Origin of the sequence: Photobacterium sp. 1_MG-2023, from assembly GCF_030547945.1 — a bacterium.
Taxonomy (GTDB): Bacteria; Pseudomonadota; Gammaproteobacteria; order Enterobacterales; family Vibrionaceae; genus Photobacterium.
Window position 1 is genome coordinate 123,689 of the sequence record NZ_JAUORR010000002.1, and the last position, 16,179, is coordinate 139,867.

Sequence of the window (16,179 nt, forward strand, 5' to 3'; positions counted from 1 at the left end):
ATGGTTCCATTTACATGGCCCTGGATACAGAACGATTATGGATTTAATTTTTATTATTGCTGCTTTTTTAGCAGGTTACCTGGCACTCAGAAGTAAACTTCCGCCACTTGTCGGCTTTTTGCTGGCTGGATTTATTCTGAATTCATTTGGCTACACATCCACCCCGACCATCACTGCGCTTGCTGATCTCGGTGTCACCATTCTCCTATTTTGTATCGGCCTGAAGCTTGATGTAAAAACCCTGCTCCAAAAAGAAGTCTGGGCTGGTGCGACGATCCACAATATTCTGACGACCTCTGTTTTCACCTTCGCATTATTCGGCCTCAAAGAGCTTGGGCTTGGGATTCTTGGCGATCTTGAACTCGCACAACTGGCGCTCTTAGGCTTCGCACTTTCTTTCTCCAGCACCGTTTTTGCGATTAAAGCATTACAGGACAAAGGCGAGCTGAACGCAACTTATGGCACCATCGCAATTGGTATTCTGGTCATGCAGGATATCTTTGCAGTTGTCTTTCTCACCGCATCAACCGGAAAGCTGCCGGAAATTACAGCACTGGCATTATTTGCGTTGCCGTTACTTCGTCCATCCCTGTTCCGAATTCTGGACAAAGCGGGCCACGGTGAGATGCTGGTTCTCTATGGCATCTTCCTGGCACTGGTTGCTGGTGCCGGTTTGTTCAGTTTCGTGGGGATGAAACCTGACTTGGGGGCACTGATTCTGGGCATGATGCTGGCCGCGCATCCTAAATCTTCCGAGCTATCAAAATCGCTCTTTAATCTGAAAGAGTTGCTGCTGGTCTTCTTTTTCCTCAATATCGGCCTTGCTGAACCCCCAACCTGGGACGGATTCCTGCTGGCATTACTTCTGCTCTTCCTGTTGCCACTCAAGGGATTATTGTATTACCTGGTCTTCCACCATTTCCATTTTCGTGTCCGGACATCACTGCTTGGCACACTCACCCTGTTTAACTACAGTGAGTTCGGCCTGATTGTCGCAGGCGTCGCCTACAACCTGGGCTGGTTGCCCGGAGATTTTCTGGTCGCTATCGCGATTGCGGTGTCACTCTCATTCCTCTTATCTGCGCCGCTCAACAGTTTGAGCCACCGGATTTATCTGGAAAGCACCCGATGGCTGAAAGAATTTGAGCCTGAAAAACTGAATGCCAGTGATCGCTTAATCGACCTCGGGCAGAAAAAAATCCTGATTTTGGGGATGGGTCGGATCGGCACCGGTGCTTACGAAGAGATGGTTCGCCGCTTCGGCGCACAAGTCGTTGGTATCGATAACCGGGAAGAGTCCGTCACCTGGCATGTGAGCGAAGGCAGAAACGTTATTTTGGGCGATGCAACGGACCCCGACTTCTGGGCCCGCGTGATTTCACAGCATCACACCCGTTTGATTCTTTTAGCCATGCCACACAGCCAGGCGAACGCGTTTGCTTTAGAGCAAATTCGCCAATTGGGCTACAAAGGTAAAATCGCCGCCATTGCACGCTATGAAGATGAAGAAGCTGCCCTGCTTGAGCTGGGTGTAGATGCTGCATTTAATATCTATCGTGAAGCCGGTAACGGATTTGCCCGCCATGTATGCGAATCCGTGAGTGCCGATATCAAACCCTTCTGATTCAGTTCAACCCGGTTCAGATCCCCGAACGGCCATCCTGTGACCGTTCGGGGTCGTTCGGAAATCCGTGCAAAAACCAACCCGACAATAGAAAAAATTCATCACACCCAACAAAATCCGAATATCATTCACTAAAGGTGAGTTTTTTACATTGAATGGGGATTTTTGGTTGCTTTTATTTGTTGAATACGCAATTTTAACAAACAGAACGAAACAAAAGCTGAGGGATAACAAAAAATACCTCAATAACATCAGGCTTTGTTTCTCCAGAGTTTAACCAAGTGTTGGAGTAGTCAGTATGTGCTCAGTATTCGGGATTTTAGATATCAAAAGTGACCCAGCCGCCCTGCGTGAAACGGCGCTGGCCATGTCAAAGAAAATGCGCCACCGTGGACCAGACTGGTCGGGCATTTATTCGTCAGACAAAGCGATTCTGGCACACGAGCGTTTAGCCATTGTCGATTTGAACAGTGGTGAGCAACCGCTGTTCAACACAGAAAAAACACACATTCTGGCTGTGAACGGTGAAATCTATAACCACAAAGATCTGCGTGCTGAGCTGGCTTCAGATTACCCGTTCCAAACCGAATCTGACTGCGAGATCATTCTGGCGCTCTATCAAGAAAAGGGACCGGAGCTGCTGGATTATCTCAACGGTATCTTTGGTTTCATTCTGTATGATGAAGCGGAAGATGCTTACCTGATCGGCCGTGACCACATCGGTATTATCCCGCTCTACCACGGTCACGATGAGCACGGCAACTACTATGTAGCTTCTGAAATGAAAGCCCTGGTGCCTGTCTGTAAAACCATCAGTGAATTCCCTCCGGGTCATTACCTGTGGTGTAAACAAGGTGAGCCTGCTCAGGCACCTGTTCGTTACTATAAGCGTGACTGGATGGCTTATGATGCCGTTCAGGATGCTGAAACAAACAAAGAAAAACTGAAAGCTGCACTGGAAGGTGCTGTAAAGCGTCAATTGATGACCGATGTCCCTTATGGTGTTCTGTTGTCTGGTGGTCTGGATTCCTCTGTGATTTCAGCAATTACCAAGCAGTTTGCATCACGCCGTATTGAAGACAATGAACAGTCTGACGCCTGGTGGCCGACGCTGCACTCATTCGCCATTGGCCTGGAAGGCGCACCGGATCTGAAAGCAGCCAAGAAAGTTGCGGACCATATCGGCACCGTCCACCACGAACTGACTTATACCGTTCAGGAAGGTCTGGACGCGATCCGTGACGTGATTTACCACATCGAAACTTATGATGTCACCACGATTCGCGCCTCGACACCGATGTACCTGATGTCACGTAAGATTCGTGCGATGGGTATCAAGATGGTCTTATCCGGTGAAGGTGCAGACGAAGTGTTCGGTGGTTATCTGTACTTCCATAAAGCACCAAACGCACAGGAGTTCCACGAGGAAACCGTTCGTAAGCTGCTGGCGCTGAACATGTTTGACTGTGCCCGTGCCAACAAATCCATGGCAGCCTGGGGCATTGAAGCCCGGGTTCCTTTCCTGGATAAAGAATTCCTGGAAGTGGCGATGAGCATCAACCCGCAGGACAAGATGTGCGGCAACGGCAAAATGGAAAAACACATCATTCGCGAATGTTTTGGTGATTTGTTACCGGAGTCTGTGGCATGGCGTCAGAAAGAGCAGTTCTCTGATGGTGTGGGCTACAACTGGATTGACACATTAAAAGAAGTGGCTGCAGCGAAGGTTTCTGATCAGCAACTGGAAACGGCACGCTTCCGCTTCCCGTACAATACGCCGACAACCAAAGAAGCGTATGTGTACCGCGAGATTTTTGAAGAGCTGTTCCCACTGGAAGATGCTGCGAAATGTGTCCCAGGTGGACCTTCAATCGCGTGTTCTTCTGCCAAAGCAATTGAATGGGATGAGAGTTTCAAGAACAGCGCAGACCCTTCAGGTCGTGCCGTGGCTGCCGTCCATAACGAAGCCTATCAAAAGGCTTAAACCGAGCGTTACTCCATCCAAGAGCGCGTCCGCCTTTGCCTGCTTTATCTCCGCTTGCAAAGGCACATTACAGGGGCCAGATAGGCCCCTTTTCCTTTGCATATCCTGAAGAAAAAACACACCGTTTCTCCCGAAACTAGCACCCTGCTTCATCTCTGGATGACAGATCTGATCAACAACAGGCCAAAAAAAAGGAGCCCTGAGGCTCCTTTTCTGATAGCACTTGCAAACGAAATTAAACGTCGTAAGTGGTTGATGCAGTGTCGCCGCCAGTACCGGTCCAGTTGGTGTGGAAGTACTGACCACGTGGCTGATCCAGACGCTCATAAGTGTGCGCACCGAAGTAGTCACGTTGTGCCTGAATCATGTTCGCAGGCAGACGTGCAGTGGTATAGCCATCCAGGAACGTCAGCGCTGAAGTCAGGCACGGCATAGGCAGACCAATTTCCAGTGACTTCGCAGCCACTTTACGCCATGACTGCATCGCGTTGTCCAGAATCGCTTTGAAGTATGGGTCTGAGCCCAGGAAGGCAAGCGATGAATCGGTTTCGAATGCATCCCGGATATTCCCCAGGAACGCAGAACGGATGATACAGCCACCACGCCACATCAGGGCAACGTTACCGTAGTTCAGGTTCCAGCCATTGTCGTCAGAAGCCTGACGCATCAGCATAAAGCCTTGTGCGTAAGAAATAATTTTTGATGCCAGCAGTGCCTGACGCACCGCTTCCAGCCATTCTGCTTTGTCACCTTCAACGGTTCCCACCGTTTTGCCGAACAGCTTCTCTGCGTCTTCACGCTGACCTTTCAGCGAAGACAGACAACGTGCAAACACAGATTCAGTGATCAGTGTCAGTGGAATTCCCATGTCCAGGGCATTGATACCAGTCCACTTACCGGTTCCTTTCTGGCCCGCAGAATCCAGGATTTTCTCGACCAGCGGCTCGCCGTCTTCGTCACGGTAAGCCAGAATATCTGCTGTGATTTCAATCAGGTAGCTGTTCAGCTCGGTCTCATTCCAGTCACGGAATGCTTGCTCCATTTCCTCGTGCGTCATGCCCAGGCCAGTCTTCATGAAGTGATATGCTTCACTGATCAGCTGCATGTCGCCGTATTCGATACCGTTGTGAACCATTTTCACGAAGTGACCGGCACCCGATTCACCAACCCAGTCACAGCAAGGCTCGCCCTGCTCTGTCTTGGCTGCAATCGCCTGGAAAATTGGCTTCACGAATGGCCATGCTTCAGAATCGCCGCCAGGCATGATGGAAGGCCCGAAACGCGCGCCTTCTTCACCGCCGGAAACACCCGCACCGATAAAGCGCAGGCCTTTCTCTTTCAGGTAAGCCACACGACGGATTGAATCCGGGTAGTTCGAGTTTCCGCCATCAATAATGATGTCGCCTTTGTCCAGCAGTGGGATCAGTTGCTCGATAAAGCTGTCCACCACATCACCGGCACGCACCATCAGCATAATTTTGCGAGGTGCTTCCAGCTTGTCCACCAGCTCTTGCAGGCTGTATGCGCCTTCAATCTTGGTGCCTTTCGCAGGACCATTCAGAAATTCATCGACTTTGGCAGCTGTACGGTTATGCGCAACGACCTTAAAGCCATGATCATCCATGTTCAGGATCAGGTTTTGGCCCATCACGGCGAGGCCGATTACACCAATATCACCTTTCATTCTTTTATTCTCCAATCGCTAACTTACTGGCTGCTACTGCATCCAAATACCATTCTGTTTTCCCCTGACGCGCCTGAATTTTGGCGGCCGGGTAAGGCAGGCTATCGGCGGATTGCGTGTGGATTTCTTCCACAATGTCGGTTTTACCCGCACCGATAACCAAATATGAGATACGTTTCGCGGCTTCCAGCACACGGGCTGATTTGCTGACACGCAGCTGGCCGCTTTGAGGATGAGGGGCCACAAGGCTCAGGGCCGGCTCATCATAGTTGGTTTGTCCCGGAAACAGTGACGCCGTATGGCCATCATCGCCCACGCCCAGCAGGATCCAGTCAAACACTGGCAGGCCGTTCTCGGTTGGGATCACAGCCAGCATTTCGTTGGCGAAGCGCTGTGCTTCAGCCTGCGGGTCGTCTTCACCACGGATCCGGTGAATGTTCTCTGCCGGAATCGCAACATGGTCAAACAGCAGTGCCTGTGCACAACCATAGTTGCTTTCAGCATCATCCGGTGCAACGCAACGCTCGTCGCCCCACCAGAAATGCAGATTGTTCCAGTTCACGCCTTCCGCATATGGCGCTTTCGCCAGCGCAGAAAAGAGTTGTTTCGGCGTACTGCCACCAGACAGAGACACATGAACCGCTTTGCCCTGCTGGCTGATCGCCATCAGATCGTCAGCCAGACTTGTAACAACCTCTTCCGCACTGTTGTGGATTTTCAGTTCAGTCATCTTACAACTCGCAATATTCAGTATCAGTCAGGTTTGAACACGGGAAACGCCATTGACGGTTGTCACGGGCCAGCAGCTCATCGGCTTCTTTCGGTCCCCAGGTCCCACAAGCGTAGCCAAACAGCGCATGCGGATCCTGATTGAAAGACAGAATTGGCTGCACGTAACGCCAGCAGGCTTCAACCGCATCACTGCGCGCAAAGAGGGTAGAATCCCCGCTCATCGCATCCAGCAGTAAGCGCTCATAAGCCGTCAGAACGTTGCTGTCTTCCAGTTCGTTATAACGGAAATCCATCGCAACTTCCTGCGTGTTGAACCCGGCACCTGGACGTTTCAGGGCGAAGTTCATCAGGATGCCTTCATCTGGCTGGATACGCAGCACCAGCTTATTGTCCGGCGCATCTTTGCCAAAGACAGGATGCGGTGTTTTCTTGAAGTGAATGACCACTTCCGTAACACGGGTTGGCAGACGCTTACCGGTTCGGATGTAGAACGGGACACCATTCCAGCGCCAGTTATTGATAAATGCTTTCAGACCGACATAAGTTTCTGTCCGGGAATCTTCTGCAACGCCAGGCTCTTCGCGATAACCGGCCAGCTGTTTGCCGCGCCACTCCGATGCCGTGTACTGACCCAGCACCAGGTTCTTGCGCAGATCTTCCTCTGACAGCGGCTGCAGGCTGTTCAGAACTTTTGCCACTTCATCGCGCATCGCATTGCCATTGATCGCGGAAGGTGGCTCCATCGCGACCATCGCCAGGACCTGCAGCAAATGGTTCTGCAGCATGTCGCGAACGGCGCCTGCGTTATCGTAGTAACCCCCGCGCTCTTCAACGCCCAGAAACTCCGCCGCAGTGATTTCTACCGAATCAATAAAATTGCGGTTCCACAGGGGTTCAAACATCCCGTTAGCAAACCGGAAAACCAGCAGATTCTGGACGGTTTCTTTACCCAGGTAATGGTCGATACGGAAAATCTGATTTTCTCTGAAATGCTGATGCAGCTTTTTGTCCAGCTCCTGAGCGGTTTCCAGATCATAACCAAATGGCTTTTCAATGATCAGTCGCTTCCAGCCGTTGCTTTCATCATTCAGACCATGTGCAGCCAAACTGGCTGGAATCACATCATACAGACTTGGAGGCGTCGCGAGGTAAAAGAGGGTATTTCGAGGGGCAACAGATTGAGCAGCTTTTTCTTCAAGTCGTTGTTGCAGCTTACCATAGTCATCACAATCGAGCGTATTGATGGCCTGATATCCAACATGCTGACAAAATGCCGCCAGTTTCTCAGGGTCCGTCTTCTCCGTTTTCAGTAAAGAAGCCCGAACCTTCTCTCTGTATTCCTCATCGCCGTGAGCCGTTCGGCTGACGCCGAGGATAGAGAAATCAGATGGTAGCATCTGATTGACATACAGATGATACAGCGCTGGGATAAGCTTGCGATAGGTTAGATCGCCAGAGGCACCAAAAATAACGATATCGCTGTTTTCAGGTATGACCATGTTCTTTTTCTTTCCCTACAGGTGTACAGGTTTGACGGGGCTTTAAGTCCGGCAAAGCATAACATTCAGAACGACAGTGTGCTGATGTCCCGACCTCTTAATTTAATAGCTACAGCCTATTAAACATGGGGGTTCGTCAGGATGCCGCACACTATAGCTGTATTTGTCACAAAGTTACATCCCGCCCATTCTACCAACTGACATAAAAACTAAAACACAGCGAATTGATAAAATATCTCACGCCAGCCATTCTGAGCACCTTCTGATCACGGACTGCAATACAATATGGCGCGAACATCTCTCAAAAACACACGAAACACCCCGAAAAGGACAAAATAGCCGAGCTTACTTTTTTCGCCCCCTGAAAGAGAATCTGAGTATTCACCCACCAGTTTTCTGGATTCAGCCTCACAGAAGCAGTCAAAAGTTGCACACTTGCCACAGTTTTCACAATGTTGTGCTGGTTCCAGTTTCGGGTCGTCCGATTGAAAGTAATTAACAAAACCTATCACACGAAATCGTTTGCCTGAGTCTTTTTTCCAGAATCCATCTTGTAATTGATCCCTCACAGCGGAATACAAGTCACAAAAAAACCGCCAGATGGCGGTTTTTTACAAGTTTTTTTAAACCGGGATTAACGCTCCCAGTATGCCTCTTCGAGACTGTCTTCCCGCTCCGGCAGGCCCCGCGACAAACGCGGCGAATGCTGCGCCAGCACTTCATAGCTGACCCGGTTGGAGTACAGGCAAATCTGCGAGAAAGAGGAGTAGGTCAGAAAATCATAGCTGTGCTTACTCGACTTCGGCACATTCTCTTTATGGTAACGGTTGGCTGCCATATCATGCAGCAGCGCAGACAATGCACCATCTCCCGCTCCGTTCGTGTTCTTGATCCGCTCAGGTCCCCCCATGTATGGGGCAATGTGTGAGTAAACCTTCATTGGGGTTTCACAACCCACTTTGAGCATCGGACGACTGAATTCATAGCGGTTAAACTCTGGAATCTCGCCCGGTAATAATGGCAGACTGGTCTTCCGTTTGGTGGTTTCTTCCGTATAGCCCGCCGTATAAAGACCGACAGGTCCGGCAGTGCACAACACAAAATCAACCCAATCCAGCGCTTTATCTGATGCCATCAGCGGATCAGCATAACCGGTCAGTGCCTCTGCTTCGTCTTCGTTCATCGCCAGCACGGTTACATGGTCACGCAGGAAATCACGCCACCATTGCGGATCATCTGCAATCACAAACTTGGTCCCAAGCGTCAGCACCACAGGCACATCGTATTTTTTCGCATACTCAATCGCGCGCATGGTTGCTTCCGGCATTGGATCGCCGTCTTTACAACGCACCAGATAAGCCGTCAGAACCAGAGCAGAAGCACGTTCAAAAATGGATTCCGGAATACTGTTCGGCTCAAGCTGGTTCATACGACCTTCGTTGATCGCAAAGGTACGTTCACCATCCGGTGTAATCAGCGCAAAGCAGCGTCCAATCGGACCTGACACAGGCTGAAGATGGTTCAGATCCATGCGGCTGGAGGTATTCACCAGATAACGGTACGCATAACTGCCAATCTGAATGTCCTGGCTCATGACGCCAAGCAACACAGATTTGTCATCCGCCAGCACAGAATAGTTGTGCAGCGTGTTGCCAATCGTGCCACCAGCAAATTCATGACGGATGAGATCATTTTCTTTCAGCTCGCGGTACAGCTCTTCAGCAGCATCTTCAGCAATGACCAGAGAGTGGCCTTTGCTGAGTGCATATCGGCTCAGAAATTCATCATCCACACAGGCTTCAATATCGACCAGTGTCTGGTCAATCCCAACAACATGGGTGCGCTCAAGAGGCTTGGTGCTGGCCTGAGTCAGAAGCGGATCTCGGGCATGAACAGGAAAGTAGTGTTTTGATTTACGTTGACCAGGAAATTTCATGATATCGCGCTGCCGGGTAGAAAAAACTTGCGGATGATATCACAAAATATAGAACAATGAAGAAAAGGCCCACACAATTAGTGAGAGCCAAATCATAGTATTTGCGAAAGTTAATAAAACGTTACCAGGACTGCGTATGGTGGCGGATCAGGCGTTCCATCATGTTGAGATGGGCCGGGCTGTCATTGAGGCAAGGGATCAGATTGAAGCACTCGCCCCCCGCTTCCAGGAAGGCTTCCTGACATCCCTCTGCGATTTCTTCCAGCGTTTCCAGACAGTCAACCGAGAAGGCCGGACAAATGACATCCAACCGCTTGACGCCCTTTTGAGCCAGTTCAATGATCGTGGGTTCCGTGTATGGTTTCAGCCATTCTTCCCGGCCAAAAATAGACTGATAACTCATGCTCATTTTCTCGCGTGGCATCGCCAGAGCTTCAGCCAGTAACGCTGTGGTGTCGTTACAATGCACCGGGTACGGATCGCCTAAATCCGCATAGCGTTTCGGGATACCATGATAAGAACAAAGCAGGTAATCCGGCTGACCGCGCTCATCCCAGACCGCCTGTACCGAGTGAGCCAACGCTTCAATATAAGCCGGGTGGTCTTGATAATGATTGATGAATCTCAGCTCAGGCAGGTAAGCAGTCTGCTTCAGGCTAGCTGCAATCTTGTCGAACACGGCGGCTGTCGTGGTACGTGAATATTGCGGATAGAGCGGCAGCACAACAATTTTCTGACACCCCTGATCCCGGAGTGACGCCAATGCCGAAGGAATACTCGGGTTTCCGTATGTCATCCCCAGAGCAACCGGCAAGCCCAGCTGAGATTCCAATGCTGCTCGCTGACGCTGAGAATAGACCATCAGCGGAGAGCCCTCTTCCATCCAAATCGACTGATACAGCTTCGCAACTTTGGGGGCGCGAATCGGCAAGATTGCACCATAAAGCGCCGGACGCCAGATCAATGGATTCAAATCAACCACACGCTGATCACTCAAAAACTCAGCGAGAAACCGTTTTACTGCGCCAGAAGTCGCTTCATCAGGTGTACCCAGGTTCACCAAAAGTACGCCAATACCTTTATTCTCCATCATCACCTACATTCGAGTTTCTTAATCATTGTCAGTGCTGACCGCAGTGTACCATTAAGCTTTTGATTTGCCTTCCCTCATTTCCGATCCCGCGCCGCCAGCCATCACAGTAAATCTCAGGCATAAAAAAAGCGGAAGACTTTCGCCTCCCGCTTCTTGATCCGGCTGAACGCTGAGCCCGAATCGACTCAGTCAAAACCGCTTGATTACTGAGCCAGAGATTTGCCCAGTTCAGCACTGACGTCAGCCACTGGCTGAGTGCCGTCAATCTTAATATAAGTGGTGTGACCCGCTTCCGCTTCTTTGCTGTAATAGCTGATCAGCGGTGCCGTTTGCTCATGGTAAACACCCAGACGAGCACGAACGGTCTCTTCTTTGTCGTCTTCACGAATGACCAGAGGTTCGCCGGTCACATCGTCCTGTCCTTCCACTTTTGGTGGATTGTAAACCGCGTGATAAGTACGGCCTGAAGCCAGGTGAACACGACGACCCGCCATGCGCTCAACAATCACGCTGTCTGGTACATCGAACTCAACCACGTAGTCTACTGCAACACCGATCTCTTTCAGGCCATCTGCCTGAGGAATGGTGCGAGGGAAACCGTCCAGCAGGAAGCCTTTTGCACAGTCGTCTTCAGCAATACGCTCTTTGACCAGACCCAGAATAATGTCGTCAGACACCAACTGGCCTGCGTCAATCACGGCTTTCGCTTGCTTACCCAGCTCTGTACCCGCTTTGATTGCCGCACGCAGCATATCACCCGTTGAAATTTGAGGAATACCAAATTTCTCCATGATGAATTGTGCCTGTGTGCCTTTACCTGCACCTGGAGCGCCCAGAAGAATGATGCGCATCTTGATCCCCTTTTCTAGAATTTAGCCGGAGTTTTTGGAAAGTCAGAAAAATACACTGATTAGACCATCGTCGCAAGTCTGGTTCTGAAACGGCGCCGCGATTACATTCTTTATCAGCATACTCTTTGACACAAAACGGGCGCAGATCCTTTCTGCGCCCGTCAGCATGATTGAACTTACTTGGCCAGCAGTTGATTCACTGCCGCCAGGAACTGCGATGGGTCTTCCATCGAGCCCCGTTCAGCAAGCATCGCCTGCCCCAGCAGCATTTCTACCCAGCGACCAAACGCTTCTTCATCCGCTTCGTCCGCCATCCGGTTAACGACCGGGTGTTGTGGATTCAGTTCGAAAATATACTGTACTTCAGGCGCGTCATGACCGGCAGCTGCCAGCAGTTTCGCCATTTGGGTACCCATTTCGTTTTCATCCGTCACCACAACGGCCGGTGTATCCTTCAGCTTAAAGGTCGTCCGCACGTCTTTCACCCGGTCACCCAGATAAGTTTTGGTGCGCTCAACCACGGAAGCAAATTCTTCTTCCGTCTGCTTCTGTGCTTCTTTCTCTTCCTCGTTTTCAAACTTGGACAGATCCAGACCCGCTTTGGTGATCGACTGGAACTGTTTGCCATCAAATTCAGGCAGATAGCCCATCAGCCACTCGTCAATGCGATCGTGCATCAGCACCACTTCCAGCCCTTTTGCACGGAACTGCTCTAGGTGCGGACTGTTCTTCGCCGCATTAAAGCTGTCTGCAGTAATGAAGTAGATCTTGTCCTGACCTTCCTTCATCCGGCTGACGTAATCAGCCAGTGAAACCGACTGCTCTGCTGTATCGTGATGCGTGGTGCTGAAACGCAGCAGGCCGGCAATTTTTTCGCGGTTCGCGAAATCTTCCGCAACCCCTTCTTTCAGCACCTGACCGAACTCTTGCCAGAACGATGCATACTCCTCTTTCTTCGACAATTTTTCCAGCATCGACAGCGCGCGCTTGGTACATGCCTTGCGCAACGCCTGCGTGACTTTATTGTCCTGCAGAATTTCACGGGAGACGTTCAGCGGCAGATCATTCGAATCAATCAGACCGCGCATAAAGCGCAGGTACATCGGCATGAACTGCTCTGCGTCATCCATGATAAACACACGCTGAACATAGAGTTTCAGACCGTGCTTGCTGTCGCGGTTATACAGATCAAACGGTGCTTTTGACGGCACATACAACAGGCTGGTGTAATCCTGCTGACCTTCTACACGGTTATGGCTCCAGCTCAGTGGCTCAGCATAATCATGGGAAACATGCTTATAGAATTCTTTATATTCTTCATCACTGATGTCGGATTTACTGCGGGTCCACAGTGCCTGAGCTTTATTGACCTGCTCCCACTGTTTACCCGTTTCCTGGCCTTCTTCATCGCGTTCAACCGTTTCCATCAGGACCGGAATACCAATGTGATCCGAATATTTACTGATGATATTTCGCAGGCGATATTCGCTCAGGAATTCTTTCTCATCCTCGCGCAAATGCAGAATAATTTCTGTACCACGACCGGCTTTTTCAATCGTTTCAACGGTGTAATCTCCTTCACCGGTTGAATGCCAGCGTACCGCTTCATCCGCAGCGGCACCGGCAGCACGGGTATTGACCGTCACCGCATCCGCAACAATGAATGACGAATAGAAACCCACACCGAACTGACCAATCAGTTGAGAGTCTTTACTCTGCTCTTCGCTCAGTTTGGTAAAGAAATCCTTCGTGCCAGATTTCGCAATGGTGCCCAGATGCTCAATGGCTTCGTCCCGGGTCATCCCAATGCCGTTATCGCTGATGGTGACCGTACCGGCTTCTTCATCAAACGACAGACGGACAGCCAGTTCACCGTCATTTTCATATAACTCTGGTGCAGACAACGCACGGAAGCGCAGTTTATCTGCGGCATCGGAAGCATTGGAGATCAGCTCCCGAAGGAAAATTTCTTTGTTTGAGTACAATGAGTGGATCATCAAATGAAGCAACTGCTTCACTTCTGACTGAAAACCACGTGTTTCTTTATTTTTCTCTAAAGTTTGCTCGCTCATTAGAACTCCGTAATCAAGATTTACGTCCTTACTGACTCCTAGATAAGGTCCGTTCAATGTTTTTCAAGCCTGAGGTGGTAAATTTCTGGCTGTCTGGCTGAAAGGTCGTCATTTGATTGCATTGGGTGCGATCCCCATCACTCAATGAGACCAGTTGAGCCATCCCTTGTCAGGCTGTAGTCATCTGCTTCGTTGTTTAGGGATACTCTTCTTCCGGTCAGACATCTATGATAAACAAGTCACTCTGAACAAATAGGCCGGGCATGGATCAAGCACAGTGTAAATTTTTGATTGGGAATCGATTTCTTTTTACCCCGCACCACAACAGCCTGGTGGACAAGACTCAGTCAGACACAACGATCCATCTGGGAATCAATGAAAGCAAAGCGCTGAGCCTGCTGGTTCAGGAACCAGGGACCATCATTTCCCGCCAGCGGATGCATGACTTTATCTGGCGGGAACAAGGGTTTGAAGTGGATGACTCCAGTTTGACCCAAGCCATTTCGACCCTGAGAAAATATTTGCAGGATTCAACCCGTGCGCCGATGTTCATCAAAACCGTGCCCAAGCATGGCTACCAGATGATTGCAGACATTGATCGGCTGGATGCCATCACTGAGTCAGACAGTGTCAAGACGTCAGAGCCCGATCAGATCGAAGTCATTGAAAGGCAATCAGAATCTGCTCCTCCGCCTTTGCCCAGCAATCCTGCGGTACAGACCTCACCGACACAGGCCATTTCCCCATTACAGTGGCATCGACGGCATATGATCAGCGGTCTGGCGGCTTTATTGCTCTGCCTTCTTCTTCCGCTGTGGGCATATTTTACGCCGCCGCCCACATCCAGCGCCTTCTATCCCGCATTTACTGTTGGTAAAACACCGGTACTCATTCCCAGTCATGATCAGATACCTGAGTCCTGGTATCCCCTGATCCGGCAATGTCTTGCACCTTACGAACAACAGGCATCGGACAAACCACTGCCGATCAAAGCTGTGGTAACCGGCGGGGAGCACAATCAGCTCTGGATCAATCTGATTTTCAGTCCATCTGCTTATCAGAACAACATGACCCTGACCATCGTGACGCTGAACCGACACAAGGAGCAACCATGCCGCATCCGGTAACGAAAAAGCCAGTAAGATTCAGCTGGTACTGGCTCGTCATTGGCACTGTGCTGATGCTGGTCACACTAGGCAGCCTCTATTATTCCTTTCTGAGTGACCACAAACTGGCACGCTTTCTGATGGCTCACGACTGGACGTCATTTACCGTGACACACGTGTCTTCCAATGAGTCACCCGGGCTGGCAACCCTGAAACAGATGACTGAAAAGAATAATCTGATTTTTATGCCCAATCACACCTATTCAAGAGTCAGCCGGGTATCGATCACCAATCGTGATGCTGCGCGAGTCCATCTGACTATTACCGAGTTTGGGCAATGGGCGGTCAGCGGCGGGTATTTGCAGATCCGCCCCATCCACTTTAATGAAATGAAAACCGGCGATGAAACCGCCTTTAATACAGCGCAGCTTGCGACCATCCGTACCTACTTTCAAATCAATGCGGAACAAAGCAACCAGATTGACATTCTGAACCAAAAATCAGTGTTGTTGACAGGCCTGAACACCCGTTCTCAGGTGTTAAACGCACTGCCGTAATGCTGTTACGGCAGCCACCGCTCAGTTAAAACCTGGCCATAAAAAAACCGACGCAGTCACGTCGGTTTTTCATTCATCATGTAAGGCAGGTATACAGGGGATCAGTAAAGCCTTTGCCGTCCGGCCAGAGAATGAGACAAGGTTGTCCCATCCACCAATTCCAGTTCCCCGCCCACAGGGACACCATGAGCAATCCGGCTGGCCGGGACCTGATAAGCCTGACACAACTCTGCGATGAAATGCGCGGTGGCCTCCCCTTCAACCGTTGGGTTGGTCGCAAGGATCAGCTCAGCAATCGTCTCGTTCTGCAACCGATATTCCAGAACATCCAGGCCAATATCGCTCGGACCAATGCCGTCCAGCGGAGATAAATGGCCCATCAGCACAAAATAACGGCCGGAAAACTGCCCTGTGGCCTCGACGGCCATGATATCTGCCGGGCTCTCGACCACACAGATCTGGCCACTTTCCTGCCGCCTCGGATTGTCACAGATGGCACACACGTCTTCTTCCGTAAACGTGCGGCAATCCCGGCAATGTCCGATTTCCGTCATGGCTTTACCCAGCACATCAGCCAGCTGCAAACCACCCTGACGGTTACGCTGCAACAGGCTGAATGCCATACGCTGCGCTGATTTTGGCCCGACGCCGGGCAAACAGCGCAGCGCGTCCATCAACTGCTCAAGTAACGGACTGGTACGCATTGATTAGAAAGGCATCTTAAAGCCAGCAGGCAGGTTCATCCCGCCGGTCACGCTGGCCATTTTTTCTTTCTGCGCTTCTTCGATGCGACGGGCAGCATCATTGAATGCTGCTGCAATCAGATCTTCCAGCATCTCTTTGTCGTCTTCCATCAGGCTGTCATCCAGCTCAACACGACGCACGCTGTGGCTGCCGGTCAGCGTGACCTTCACCATGCCAGCACCAGATTCACCGGTGACTTCCATGTTCGCGATTTCTTCTTGCATCTGCTGCATGCGCTCTTGCATTTGCTGCGCCTGCTTCATCATGTTCGCCATACCACCTTTACCAAACATATCT

At 50.6% G+C, this 16,179-nt stretch carries 13 protein-coding genes; 4 read left to right on the top strand and 9 right to left on the bottom strand.

Features of this window, described 5'->3' with window-relative positions; translation table 11 throughout:
* Window positions 1–37: 37 nt before the first annotated feature.
* Window positions 38–1,624 carry a cation:proton antiporter family protein gene (locus tag Q4579_RS02355; protein ID WP_303561328.1) on the top strand — a complete coding sequence of 529 codons (1,587 nt, stop codon included), beginning with the start codon at window positions 38–40 and terminating at the stop codon, window positions 1,622–1,624.
* A gap of 298 nt (window positions 1,625–1,922) precedes the next feature.
* Window positions 1,923–3,608, top strand: coding sequence for an asparagine synthase B (gene asnB / locus Q4579_RS02360; RefSeq protein ID WP_303561330.1), 1,686 nt, complete (start codon window positions 1,923–1,925; stop codon window positions 3,606–3,608).
* 235 nt (window positions 3,609–3,843) lie between these two features.
* On the opposite strand, the gene gnd is transcribed toward asnB, so the two are convergent.
* From gnd to htpG, 7 genes are all read right to left on the bottom strand, one after another.
* The gene (gene gnd, locus Q4579_RS02365; protein WP_303561331.1) at window positions 3,844–5,292 is read right to left on the bottom strand and encodes a decarboxylating NADP(+)-dependent phosphogluconate dehydrogenase; all 1,449 of its coding nucleotides are present in this window, start codon (window positions 5,290–5,292) and stop codon (window positions 3,844–3,846) included.
* A gap of 4 nt (window positions 5,293–5,296) precedes the next feature.
* Window positions 5,297–6,022, bottom strand: a complete 726-nt coding sequence (pgl, locus tag Q4579_RS02370) for a 6-phosphogluconolactonase (RefSeq protein ID WP_303561332.1) — start codon at window positions 6,020–6,022, stop codon at window positions 5,297–5,299.
* 1 nt (window position 6,023) lies between these two features.
* The gene (gene zwf, locus Q4579_RS02375) at window positions 6,024–7,523 is read right to left on the bottom strand and encodes a glucose-6-phosphate dehydrogenase (protein WP_303561333.1); all 1,500 of its coding nucleotides are present in this window, start codon (window positions 7,521–7,523) and stop codon (window positions 6,024–6,026) included.
* Window positions 7,524–8,157: 634 nt separating this feature from the next.
* Window positions 8,158–9,459: an inosine/guanosine kinase gene (locus Q4579_RS02380; RefSeq protein ID WP_303561335.1), complete on the bottom strand. Its 1,302-nt coding sequence runs from the start codon at window positions 9,457–9,459 to the stop codon at window positions 8,158–8,160.
* A gap of 121 nt (window positions 9,460–9,580) precedes the next feature.
* Window positions 9,581–10,549, bottom strand: a complete 969-nt coding sequence (gene hemH / locus Q4579_RS02385; RefSeq protein WP_303561698.1) for a ferrochelatase — start codon at window positions 10,547–10,549, stop codon at window positions 9,581–9,583.
* Between the two features lie 206 nt (window positions 10,550–10,755).
* Window positions 10,756–11,403 (bottom strand): adenylate kinase, encoded by a 648-nt coding sequence (gene adk / locus Q4579_RS02390; protein WP_211645797.1) that lies wholly within the window; start codon window positions 11,401–11,403, stop codon window positions 10,756–10,758.
* A gap of 176 nt (window positions 11,404–11,579) precedes the next feature.
* Entirely contained in the window at window positions 11,580–13,475 is a 1,896-nt protein-coding gene (gene htpG, locus Q4579_RS02395; protein WP_303561336.1) for a molecular chaperone HtpG, read from the bottom strand.
* A 263-nt stretch (window positions 13,476–13,738) separates the two neighbouring features.
* Between htpG and Q4579_RS02400 the strand changes: the two genes are divergently transcribed.
* Window positions 13,739–14,602, top strand: coding sequence for a winged helix-turn-helix domain-containing protein (locus Q4579_RS02400; RefSeq protein WP_303561337.1), 864 nt, complete (start codon window positions 13,739–13,741; stop codon window positions 14,600–14,602).
* Window positions 14,587–15,138 (top strand): regulatory protein ToxS, encoded by a 552-nt coding sequence (locus Q4579_RS02405; RefSeq protein ID WP_303561339.1) that lies wholly within the window; start codon window positions 14,587–14,589, stop codon window positions 15,136–15,138. Before Q4579_RS02400 ends, Q4579_RS02405 begins: the two co-directional genes overlap by 16 nt.
* A gap of 101 nt (window positions 15,139–15,239) precedes the next feature.
* Here Q4579_RS02405 and recR read toward each other — a convergent pair whose 3' ends face one another.
* Together recR and Q4579_RS02415 are read right to left on the bottom strand one after the other, a co-directional pair.
* On the bottom strand, window positions 15,240–15,842 hold the full coding sequence (gene recR, locus Q4579_RS02410; RefSeq protein WP_211645801.1) for a recombination mediator RecR: 603 nt from the start codon (window positions 15,840–15,842) through the stop codon (window positions 15,240–15,242).
* A gap of 3 nt (window positions 15,843–15,845) precedes the next feature.
* On the bottom strand, window positions 15,846–16,175 hold the full coding sequence (locus Q4579_RS02415) for a YbaB/EbfC family nucleoid-associated protein (RefSeq protein WP_211645802.1): 330 nt from the start codon (window positions 16,173–16,175) through the stop codon (window positions 15,846–15,848).
* Window positions 16,176–16,179: the final 4 nt, after the last annotated feature.

Coding starts and splice junctions, on each gene's coding strand:
- Q4579_RS02355 (WP_303561328.1), top strand. CDS start 38: ATGGATTTAATTTTTATTATTGCTGCTTTTTTAGCAGGTTACCTGGCA.
- asnB (WP_303561330.1), top strand. CDS start 1,923: ATGTGCTCAGTATTCGGGATTTTAGATATCAAAAGTGACCCAGCCGCC.
- gnd (WP_303561331.1), bottom strand. CDS start 5,292: ATGAAAGGTGATATTGGTGTAATCGGCCTCGCCGTGATGGGCCAAAAC.
- pgl (WP_303561332.1), bottom strand. CDS start 6,022: ATGACTGAACTGAAAATCCACAACAGTGCGGAAGAGGTTGTTACAAGT.
- zwf (WP_303561333.1), bottom strand. CDS start 7,523: ATGGTCATACCTGAAAACAGCGATATCGTTATTTTTGGTGCCTCTGGC.
- Q4579_RS02380 (WP_303561335.1), bottom strand. CDS start 9,459: ATGAAATTTCCTGGTCAACGTAAATCAAAACACTACTTTCCTGTTCAT.
- hemH (WP_303561698.1), bottom strand. CDS start 10,549: ATGGAGAATAAAGGTATTGGCGTACTTTTGGTGAACCTGGGTACACCT.
- adk (WP_211645797.1), bottom strand. CDS start 11,403: ATGCGCATCATTCTTCTGGGCGCTCCAGGTGCAGGTAAAGGCACACAG.
- htpG (WP_303561336.1), bottom strand. CDS start 13,475: ATGAGCGAGCAAACTTTAGAGAAAAATAAAGAAACACGTGGTTTTCAG.
- Q4579_RS02400 (WP_303561337.1), top strand. CDS start 13,739: ATGGATCAAGCACAGTGTAAATTTTTGATTGGGAATCGATTTCTTTTT.
- Q4579_RS02405 (WP_303561339.1), top strand. CDS start 14,587: ATGCCGCATCCGGTAACGAAAAAGCCAGTAAGATTCAGCTGGTACTGG.
- recR (WP_211645801.1), bottom strand. CDS start 15,842: ATGCGTACCAGTCCGTTACTTGAGCAGTTGATGGACGCGCTGCGCTGT.
- Q4579_RS02415 (WP_211645802.1), bottom strand. CDS start 16,175: ATGTTTGGTAAAGGTGGTATGGCGAACATGATGAAGCAGGCGCAGCAA.